This window comes from uncultured Campylobacter sp., from assembly GCF_938045465.1.
Lineage (GTDB): Bacteria > Campylobacterota > Campylobacteria > Campylobacterales > Campylobacteraceae > Campylobacter_B.
In genome coordinates this window covers 1-9,741 of record NZ_CALIBF010000145.1, presented here as the reverse complement: position 1 = coordinate 9,741, position 9,741 = coordinate 1, and the positions used below count along the sequence as shown (strand labels likewise).

Annotated in this window: 9 protein-coding genes and 1 tRNA gene; 1 reads left to right on the top strand and 9 read right to left on the bottom strand. The window is 50.1% G+C overall.

Features of this window, described 5'->3' with window-relative positions; all coding sequences use genetic code 11:
* Positions 1–60: 60 nt before the first annotated feature.
* The 9 genes from Q0413_RS07085 to Q0413_RS07045 form a co-directional block, all read right to left on the bottom strand.
* Entirely contained in the window at positions 61–195 is a 135-nt protein-coding gene (locus Q0413_RS07085; protein ID WP_298988288.1) for a hypothetical protein, read from the bottom strand.
* 172 nt (positions 196–367) lie between these two features.
* Positions 368–556 (bottom strand): hypothetical protein, encoded by a 189-nt coding sequence (locus Q0413_RS07080; RefSeq protein WP_298988287.1) that lies wholly within the window; start codon positions 554–556, stop codon positions 368–370.
* Between the two features lie 170 nt (positions 557–726).
* On the bottom strand, positions 727–1,089 hold the full coding sequence (locus tag Q0413_RS07075) for a hypothetical protein (protein ID WP_298988286.1): 363 nt from the start codon (positions 1,087–1,089) through the stop codon (positions 727–729).
* Entirely contained in the window at positions 1,052–1,666 is a 615-nt protein-coding gene (locus Q0413_RS07070) for a hypothetical protein (protein ID WP_298988285.1), read from the bottom strand. Before Q0413_RS07070 ends, Q0413_RS07075 begins: the two co-directional genes overlap by 38 nt.
* Before the next feature lie 31 nt (positions 1,667–1,697).
* On the bottom strand, positions 1,698–2,651 hold the full coding sequence (locus tag Q0413_RS07065; protein ID WP_298988283.1) for a Dyp-type peroxidase: 954 nt from the start codon (positions 2,649–2,651) through the stop codon (positions 1,698–1,700).
* A gap of 230 nt (positions 2,652–2,881) precedes the next feature.
* Positions 2,882–2,969 (bottom strand) — tRNA-Ser (locus tag Q0413_RS07060).
* Positions 2,970–3,369: 400 nt separating this feature from the next.
* Positions 3,370–4,827, bottom strand: coding sequence for an efflux transporter outer membrane subunit (locus Q0413_RS07055; RefSeq protein WP_298988281.1), 1,458 nt, complete (start codon positions 4,825–4,827; stop codon positions 3,370–3,372).
* Positions 4,814–7,972 (bottom strand): efflux RND transporter permease subunit, encoded by a 3,159-nt coding sequence (locus Q0413_RS07050; RefSeq protein WP_298988280.1) that lies wholly within the window; start codon positions 7,970–7,972, stop codon positions 4,814–4,816. The genes Q0413_RS07055 and Q0413_RS07050 overlap by 14 nt, the downstream gene beginning before the upstream one ends.
* Entirely contained in the window at positions 7,972–9,099 is a 1,128-nt protein-coding gene (locus Q0413_RS07045; protein WP_298988279.1) for an efflux RND transporter periplasmic adaptor subunit, read from the bottom strand. Before Q0413_RS07045 ends, Q0413_RS07050 begins: the two co-directional genes overlap by 1 nt.
* Before the next feature lie 174 nt (positions 9,100–9,273).
* Between Q0413_RS07045 and thiD the strand changes: the two genes are divergently transcribed.
* A partial coding sequence (gene thiD / locus Q0413_RS07040) for a bifunctional hydroxymethylpyrimidine kinase/phosphomethylpyrimidine kinase (RefSeq protein ID WP_298988278.1) occupies positions 9,274–9,741 on the top strand: 468 nt, incomplete at its 3' end.

The window sequence follows — 9,741 nt, the reverse complement described above, 5'->3', positions numbered from 1 at the left end:
GATTTCATCGTCAAACAGCGCGCTTTCATTCGCGTTATCGCTTCCGTTGCGCTTGAAATTTTAAATCATTCGGCAGCACTTATACCTCTGTATCGCCATCAAAGCCGCTGCGAAAATTAAATTGCCCTCTCGCAAAAGCTCCGCGCTCGCACAAAGCCGCAGCCTGCCTAGGCTCGGCGGCGTGCCCATCGCCATCTTACATCCTTTGAATTCCGTGCTAAATTTGTCGACCTCGCCGCACGCCTTAGCGACGCAATCCCAAGCAGACCCGTTTGCGTCCTTTCAAAATTTTATTTCGTCAATTTTATCAGCGCCGCGTATCAGCACTGCGTGCGCTTACCGTATCGCCGCATAAAATTTCGAGACCTCACAGCTCGGAATCAAAGTAGTAAAAATCATCCGCCTCACTCCAGAGCTCTTTTAGCGAGCGTCCGTCTATTTGCGGCGCACCGTAGAGCTCTCGCAACGTGGCGAAATACCGCTCGCCGCTCGCGTTTGCGCCCGCCTCATCTGCGCATCTTTGAAACGAGCAGCGATCCGCATAGGCGATGATCATGTATTCCGTGCCGCGCAGGCGAAAGCTGGGCTATGGTTCGCCGCCCTCGGCTACGCATTTTAGCAGCATTTGCTCTATAGTTTCAAATGAGTAGTCTGACATTTCGCTCCGATCTTAAAATTCTATCGCCGCCGCGACGCTTATTGTGCCGCCGCATATCGCGAGCCGTTTTATTCCGCCAAAAACCCGAAGCGCTCGATCATATCCAAAAGCATATCGGCTCTGCAAATTTCATCATCCAGTAGGTCATTGTATTGATCTCGCAGTCGCTCGGCGTCTTGCGCCACGAGCCCTAGATATTCCCTAGCCTGCGCGGGCTCGCCCTTCATCACGAAGTATTCGCCTAAGATCACGCGAGCTTGCGTCTTGCTAACCTCGTCGCTATCGCCCTCAAGTGCTGCTTTTAGGCTCTGCACGCCGCCCTCCTCAAGCCCTCGCGAGAGCTGCGTTACCTTCTGTAAAGCTTCGCATCCATTTTCGCTCCTTTGCAAAATTTTATTTAAAATAATAGAACAAATTTCCGCCGCACTCAAGATCCACGAACTCCTTGCTGTCAAAAAACAGCTTAAATTCCATGTGGCTCAGATATTTAGCGTCCTGCGCTTTCTCTATAAAATTTCTTATCAGCCGCTCTATCTTTCCGCCCCCTTCGCGGCGCGCCGCGTCCCGCCTCGTGAAATAAAAAACTACGGGCGCGTCGGACACCGCTGCGATATACCAAATTTTAAGCGGCGCTAAAAGCTCGCTTCGGTTTCGCAGCAGATCCTCTACGGCGCCTTGGATCAGATCGGTGCGGATCTGCGACTCGAAGGACTCGACCGAGGTATAAAAATTCTTTAGCTCGTTTAGCTTCGCGTAAAGCGGCGTACGGGCGAGGTAGCGCTCGATGCACTTTTTATCGGTGATTTTTGCGGCGTCTTTATCGAAGCGAAGCACGATCTTAAGACACGCCGAGTTCTTGCCCGCGCCGTAAAACGCGCTGATCGCTCGAGTTTTAAATTTAGCGTCTATGAACTCTATCAGACCCCTGACGTTTTCACTATTTTTGACTTTGCCCTCTATGGTCTCTTTGCAGCGCCTGCTTTGATACGGGCTTAGATCGCAAAACATCGCGCGCCTTTAAATTTAAAGTGATTTAAATTTAGCCCACATCGTAAACCTCGAGCATATCGAAGGTCGGAGCGAAAAACAGCGCGCCCGTCTTTGCCGTGCTAAAATCTAGCAGGCGGTCGTAGTTGCCTCGCGGGCGACCGATAAACATACTCTCAAGCATCAACTCCAGCGTGCTAAACGTGCTTGCGTAGGCGATGAAGTAGGTTCCCGTCTCGCCGCCTTGCACAAACGGCATATTGCCGCGCACGACCTTTTTATCGTCGCCGACGTTGGCTGCGGCGGAGTGCGAGTTGCTGGGTTTTATCTCCTCGCTCATTTCGATATCGTTTTGCTTGGATCTACCGATGACGCGCTCCTGCTCGGCGACGCCCGCGGCGTTCCACGCGCTCATATCGTGGATATATTTTTGCACGAAAAGATAGCTGCCGCCCTTGTACGCTGCATCCTCGTCGCCTACCTTGGCGAAAAAGTCGCGATCTGCGCCTTGCGGATTTTCGGTGCCGTCCACAAAGCCGATGATAGCGCGCCCGTCGTAGTATTTAAAGCCGCAGATCTCCTCCTCGCACGTCGCGACATCCTTCAGCGCGGCTCTGATCTCGCTTGCCATATCGTAGCAAACGGCTTGATTTGCGGCTCTGATATGGATATGAATATCGCCTCCGGTGGCGGGCGCAGCGTGTTTATCGCCCTTAATTTCTTCGAAATTTTTTAGCTCCTTCGGCAAAGGCTTCGGCAAGCCGAGCATTTTCCACGCCTCAAAGCCCACGCCCAGCACGCAGCTCGTTTCGCTAGCCACGCCGAATCTTGTAACGGCGGTTTTGTTTAAATTTATCACCAGAGCGCAAAGGCTCTCGAAAGCCTTTTTACAGGCGGTCTTGCCCGCACTAAAGCGCCAGGTCATAAATACGGTGTTATTGCCGGGCGCGTCGGTTACGTTTTGGGATTTGACATGCGCACAGGCACAACTTTTTTCTTCACTCATTTTTCTCTCCTTTAAAGTGAAATTTTAAAAGGAATTTTAGCGCAATATCGGTAAACGGCGGGCGTAGAGATAGAATTTAGGCGGCTTTCGGGTTTGATTTCGGCGGAGGAAATTTTGTCTTTTATCGTTAAATTTACGGCGAGGGTGGAATTTGGCTTTAAATTTATAAAATTTGCGCCGAGTGGGAAAGCGAAATTTTAGAGTTTTGCGAGGACGAAATTTTAAAGTAGTGGCAGATGGGAAGGGATTCGAACCCTCGAAAGCTTGCACTTTACACGCGTTCCAGGCGTGCTCCTTCAACCGCTCGGACACCCATCTAAATTAAAAGTCGCGATTATAGCGAAAATCTAAAATTTTGCCAAATTCCGTTTCGGCGCGCAACCGCTCGCCTTTAAATTTAAAACTCGGCGCTTAGAATTTTACCGCAGCGCTTGGAATTTTATCGCGCTGCTTGGAATTTCGCCGTGCCGCTTAGAAATTCTACCGCGCCACTAAGCCAAGCCGCTTTGCGCTTCCTAGCCGAGCGGCGATTTTACCTCGCTGCGGCCATTTTAAAATTTAGATTATCTTTGAAATTTGGATTTGCCGCCCGCCGCAGGGCTAAATTTAAAAAGCGCAAGCAGATTTTTCTTTCATACATCCGCTTGCGCCGTAAAAGTCGAGCTGTGCTTTAAATTTATGGGTATTTTAAAATTTTGCGCCGCCTGTAAATTTAAAGCTAATTAAAAATTCTATCCTTCGGGAAGGCGGACATATCGGGCTGCACGTCCTTCTCCGCGCCAAGAAGCGCCTTTATTTCGCTATCCTCGATGCTAAAGCCACCGCCAAGCGCCTTGTAGACGTTTACCGTCGCGCTTAGCACGTCAAGATCTGCCTGCACTTTATTTAGCTGCGCGCTAAGTAGGTTTCGCTGCGAATCCAAAAACTCCAGATGATCGCTGTAGCCCGCCTGATACCTGCTTGAGGCGTTTGAATAAATTTTGCTCTGCGAAGCGACGAGATCGGCGAGGCTTGCCTGTCTTAATTTGGCGTTTTGCACGCCGATAAGCGCGTCGCGAACGTCGCCGAAAGCGGTTTTAAGAGCTTTGTCGTATGCGATGAAGCTTGCGTTTTGCTCTAAATTTGCAAGCTCTACGCGCCTTTTTTGGCGGCCGAAGTCAAGTAGCGGCCCTACGAGCGAGCCGCCGATACTCCACGTGCTCGCGCTTGCGGTAAACAGCCTGTCAAACTCGCCGCTTGCATATCCTGCCGAGCCCGTAAGCGAGAAGGTAGGGAAGTAGCCCGCCTTGGCGACGCCCACTAAGAAGTTGCTCGAGCGCAGATTTTCGAGCGAGCTTGCGACGTCGGGGCGGTGTAGGATCACGTCGCTTGGGATTCCGCTTGGGATCTGCGGCGCGCTAGGCATTTTCGCGGCGGTCTGCGCCGTGCCGCGTAAAATTTCATCGTAGCTCTTACCCGTTAGGATATTTAGCGAAGTTTGAGCTGCGGAGAGCTGATTTTGCACGCTTATCAGGCTTGCCTCGGCGCTTTGCACCGCGGCTTTGGCCTGATAAAATACGATCTCGCTAACCGCGCCCGCGTCGAGCTGCTTTTTGCGGTAGTTTTGCGTATCTTGATAGCTTTTTAGACTGTCTTTTAAAATTTTCTCCTGCTGCTTTAGTGCTAGTAGCGTAAAATAAGTCGTCGCAACCGTACTAGTAATCGTGTTTTTGGCGGTTTCGTAGTCGTATTTCGTCGCATTAAATCGTGATCGCGCCGAATCTACGCTGTTGCGCACGCGCCCCCAAAAATCGATCTCGTAGCTTAGCACGGCGCCGATCTGATACGAGCCGTGAGAGTTGCGATCGGGCTGGTTGCCGAAATTATTTTGACGCACCGCGCTGCCGCTTAAATTTACGTTCGGCAAATATTCTAGCTTATTCAGTCCCAAATTTACGCGCGCATACTCGACGTTATTCAGTGCGGTTTGCAAGTCGGAATTTTGCTCCAGCGCGCTTTGGATCAGGGCGTTTAGCTGCGGATCGTTGAAGCTTTTCCACCACTGCGTACTAACGTTTGTGCTCGCGTAATCCGCCTTAAAGCCAGTTTGCTTTTGCGGCGTGACGGGCTTGAAGTTGCAGCCGCAGAGTAAAATTCCAAGCGTCAAGGCGCTTAAGAGAGCGTTATTTATTTTCATCGTTCACCTCGTTAGTTTGGACTTTTTTGCCGCGTCTATCAAGCCAAGCGTTGAAGCTTTCGAGCAGGTAGAAAAACAGCGGCACGAAAAAGATCGCGATTGTAGATGCCGCGAGCATTCCGCCTACGACGCCGGTTCCCAGCGCGTGGCGGCTAGCAGCGCCCGCGCCGGTGGCGATAACCATCGGAAGCACGCCAAGACCGAATGCAAGGCTCGTCATCACGATAGGGCGAAACCTCATCTTGGCGGCCTCGACGGCAGCTTCCGCGATCGGGCGGTGGTTGTTTAGGTGCTCGTTCATCGCAAATTCTACGATCAAAATCGCGTTTTTCGCCGCCAGACCGATTAGAAGCAGCAAGCCGATCTGAAAATATATGTCGTTATTCAGCCCACGGAAATATGTAAACACGAGCGCGCCGAATACCGAAAACGGCACGGCGGTAAGCACGGCAAGCGGCATGAGCCACCTTTCATATTGAGCCGCTAGGATCAAAAACACGAAGATCATTCCAAATACAAATGCCTGCGAGCCTTTGCCGGTCTCGCTGACCTCTTGATACGCGGAGCCCGCCCAGCCGATAGAATATCCGCTAGGAAGCTCCTCTTTTATAACCTCTTGGATCGCTGCAATCGCCTGACCCGAGGTATAACCCGTATTTGGCTCGCCCATAATCTGCGCTGCTGGGAAGGCGTTAAATCTATTAACGGAATCAGGACCCAGCGAGCGCTCAAGCCTCACTAAAGAATTTAACGGTATCAGATCGCCGCTGCCGCTGCGGACGTAGAGCGATTTTAGATCGTTAGGATCGTCTCTGTAGTTTTGCGTAGCGCGGATATAGACCTTGAATGTGCGACCCATTAAGTTAAAGTCGTTGATATAATACTGCCCGATGGTGGAATTTAGCACGGTAAAGATATCTGATATCTTAACGCCTAGCATCTTTATTTTCTCTTTATCGAGATAGAGCTTATACTGCGGGAAATCGGTATCCAGCGTCGTTCGCACGAGCTTTAAAGCGGGGTGCTGATTGGCTTTGGCGGTTATACGATCCATATCGGCGCGAATTTCATCGTAGCTCTTGCCCGTCGTGCTTTGCGCGTAGAGCTCAAATCCGCCCGTAAGCGAAAGACCCATAATAGGCGGCGGCGTGACGACGTAGGTCATCGAGTTGCGATCCGCGCCGTAGAGCTGCCCGTTTAGCGCGGCAGCTAAGGCGAAGTTGGAATTTTCATCGCCGGGGCGCTCCTTCCAGTCTTTTAGCTTCATAAAAAAAGCTCCCGCATTTTCTCTAAGCGCTCCGGCTAGCATATCGTATCCCGTGATTTGGGTTATATCTTTTACGTTTGGATACTTTTTAGCGATACTTGCGATGAAATTTTGATCGGCTTCCGTCCTAGGCAGAGTAGATGCCGAGGGAAGCGTAGTCATCGCCATAATCGAGCCTTTGTCCTCATTAGGTACCAGGCCGCTAGGAGTGAGCACAAGAAGCTTCACCATCGCATAGATGATGATGCCTACAAAAACGAGGCTGATTAGTACGTGGCGAAGAACCATGCCGACGCCTGCGGCGTAAATTTTAGTTGAGATGCTAAAAAGATTATTAAACCATCTTATAAAGAAAAAAGGCTCAGATTCCTTTTTTTGCAAGATTAGAGCGCAAAGCGCGGGTGTTAGTGTAAGGGCTACGAAGCCTGAAAAACATACCGAGGCTACGAGCGTTAATGCAAATTGCCTCTGCATAACCCCGGTAAAGCCCTCCATAAACGCAACCGGCACGAAAACCGCTGAGAGCACGAGCACGATAGAGATGACGGGCGCTACGATCTCGCCCATCGCTTTCGTGGTAGCTTCTTTGACGCTAAGATCCGGCTCCTCGTGCAAAATTCTCTCTACGTTTTCGATCACGATAATGGCGTCGTCCACGACGATGCCGATAGCTAAAATAAGCGCAAAAAGAGTGATTAAATTTATAGAAAATCCAAAGGCATAAATTCCGATAAACGCGCCGCAGATCGATACGGGCGCGGCAAGTGTCGGAATGATCGTCGCTCTAAGATTGCCTAAGAACATATACATAACGATGATGACGAGGATTAACGCTTCAATAAAAGTATGAATGACCTCTTCGATCGATACTTTTACGAAGCTAGTCGTATCGTAGGCGACGTCGTAGGTCAGCTCGCCTGGGAAATTTGGTTTAAGCTCGTCTATGCGCTTATTTACCGCTTCAACTACGGCTAGGGCGTTGGCGCCACTTTGCATAAAGATAAGCACAGGCACCATCTCTTTACCGTTAAATTTCGCCGAGATATTGTAGCTTGCGCCGCCAAGTTTGACCTCGGCGACATCTTTTACGCGCAAGAAATTCCCATCTTTTTGCGCGCGTATGATGATATTTTCAAACTCTTCGACGGTTTTTAAACGACCCTCAGGCTTGATCGCATATACGTAGGGATTGCCTAAGTTCATCGGCTGCTCGCCCATCTTACCCGCGGCGTATTGGCTGTTTTGCTCGCTTATTGCGGCGATTATCTCGGCAGTCGTAACGTTAAATTTCTTAAGTAGCTCAGGCTTAACCCAGATCCTCATAGCATAGTCTTTCGTACCCAGCGCTTGAGCTTCGCCGACGCCCGGCACGCGCTTTAGCTCATCTACGACGTTGATAGCCACGTAGTTTTGCATCTCTACAACATCCATCTGTTCGCTAGGATCGTAAAATGCAAGCACTTCGAGCATCGTACTGCTACGCTCGGTGACGGTTACGCCGTAGCGGCGCACTTCGTCGGGAAGTAGCGTAAGAGCTGGCGTGACGCGGTTGTTTACATTGACTTTCGCATCTGCTGGATTTGTGCCGATTTGAAAATATACGTTGATACGAACGTCGCCGGAGGAGCTTGCTGAGCTTTCCATATAGATCATATTTTCAACGCCATTGATCGCGTTTTCAAGAGGGGCTGCGACGACGTCAGCGATCGTCTGCGCATCCGCGCCGCTATATGTAGCGCTAACGACGATTTGCGGCGGCGTGAGTTGCGGATACTCCTCGACGGAGGAATTTTTAAGAGCCAAAACGCCCGCGATTACGATGATGATCGAAACGACGCAGGCAAAAACGGGGCGGTTGATGAAAAATTTAGAAAACATTATTTCCCGCTTTCCGCATTGCTCTGAGATGCTTCAGGCTGCCCCGCTACGTAAGGATCGGCGCTTGCGGGTACGGGAGTGACCTTGGAGCCAACGTTGATCTTTTTAAAATTATCCAAAATGATCTGATCGCCGTCCTGCAGTCCGCTTGAGATCGTCGCCGTGCGGGTATCTTGCGCCGAAATTTTGACTACTTTTTTAGCGACCTTGCCGTCTTGTACGACATAGACTATAGTGTTGCTAAGATCTTGCTTGAGCGCAACTTGCGGAATTTTAAAGCCGTTTTTCTGATAAAAGCCATCGACGCTTACTTTAGTAAAAATTCCCGGGCGAATTTCTAAGCTTGGATTTGGAATTTGAGCTTTGGCGCTGACGGACGCGGTGTTTGTATTGATAACGCTATCGATGAAGCTTAGCGTGCCGTTGTAGTCCTTGCCGCCGAGATTTATGCTTACCTGGCGACCCAGCTGCTTCCACTGCCCGTTTTTTAAATTTACATCAAGCTCCAGCCTATCGACGTCCGCGATACCGAATTCCACGTCGATCGGATCAAATTTAGAAAGCCTAACCAGATCCTCGCCCACGTTTACGTATGCGCCTACGTCTTTTTGCGTATCGCCAGCCATGCCGTCAAAAGGCGCGGTTACGAGCGAGTGATCAAGATCGATCTTTGCACTTTTAAAATTTGCTTCAGCCACCATAAACGCGGCCTTTGCGGTGTCGAAATCCTTTTGAGAGATCGTATTGCTAGCTTTTAGCGCCTTGGCTCTTTTGTAGTCCGCCGAGGCGTTTTGCAGATTAGCGTTTGCGCTGTCAAACGCCGCTTGGTAGCGCGAGCGGTCGATCTCGTAGAGCACGTCGCCCTTTTTAACGCTACGACCAGGCTCGAAAAGCTGCTTTTCGATGGTGCCCGAAACCTGCGGCTTTAGCATTATCTCAAGCTCGCTCACGGTCTGTCCGTTAAATTTTAAAATTATCGGCACGTCGGCGGATTTGGCGGTAAATACGCCTACCGGCAGCGCGGGAGCCTCGCCGCCTTGCTTCGCGCCTTTATCTTCCTTTTTTTCAAAATAGGAGCAGCCCGAAACTAAAAACGCTGCGAAAATCAAACTGGCGACTTTTTTCATGTAATTTCCTCTAATTGGGTTAAAATTTTGTATTTGTAATAGTTATTACGAAACGAACGTAGATTATAATAAAAACTACATAAAGAAAACTTAAATTTAGCCCGTAAAATAATCTACCGAGTGGAATTATAGCGGAATTTCGATATAATCGCGCTAAAATTTTAAAGGCTTTTTATGAAAAGAATTCTTACTATCGCGGGTTCGGATAGCGGCGGCGGTGCCGGCATCCAAGCCGATATCAAGACGATTAGCGCGCATAAGATGTTTGCTATGAGCGCTATTACGGCGCTTACGGCGCAAAATTCTCGCGGCGTATTCGGCGTACTAGACGTTTTGCCAGATTTTGTGGAGGCGCAGCTCGATGCGATTTTTAGCGACATCTTTCCGGATGCCGTTAAAATCGGAATGATCTCCAATGAGGGGGTTGCCGAGGCTATCGCAAAGAGCCTGAGCAGGCACGACGCGAAAAACGTCGTCTTAGATCCCGTGATGGTCGCCACCAGCGGCGGAGTTTTGATGAAACAAAGCGCGCTGCATGCGCTAAAATACGAGCTCGCCCCCGCCGCGGAGATCATCACGCCCAACGTGCGCGAAGCCGAGGTTTTGGCGGAGATGAAAATTTCAAGTTTAGCCGACATGCGC

What these genes read in the sequence shown, in the direction of transcription:
- Q0413_RS07085 (WP_298988288.1), bottom strand. Translation starts at nt 195, where the DNA reads ATGGCGATGGGCACGCCGCCGAGCCTAGGCAGGCTGCGGCTTTGTGCG.
- Q0413_RS07080 (WP_298988287.1), bottom strand. Translation starts at nt 556, where the DNA reads ATGATCATCGCCTATGCGGATCGCTGCTCGTTTCAAAGATGCGCAGAT.
- Q0413_RS07070 (WP_298988285.1), bottom strand. Translation starts at nt 1,666, where the DNA reads ATGTTTTGCGATCTAAGCCCGTATCAAAGCAGGCGCTGCAAAGAGACC.
- Q0413_RS07065 (WP_298988283.1), bottom strand. Translation starts at nt 2,651, where the DNA reads ATGAGTGAAGAAAAAAGTTGTGCCTGTGCGCATGTCAAATCCCAAAAC.
- Q0413_RS07055 (WP_298988281.1), bottom strand. Translation starts at nt 4,827, where the DNA reads ATGAAAATAAATAACGCTCTCTTAAGCGCCTTGACGCTTGGAATTTTA.
- Q0413_RS07050 (WP_298988280.1), bottom strand. Translation starts at nt 7,972, where the DNA reads ATGTTTTCTAAATTTTTCATCAACCGCCCCGTTTTTGCCTGCGTCGTT.
- Q0413_RS07045 (WP_298988279.1), bottom strand. Translation starts at nt 9,099, where the DNA reads ATGAAAAAAGTCGCCAGTTTGATTTTCGCAGCGTTTTTAGTTTCGGGC.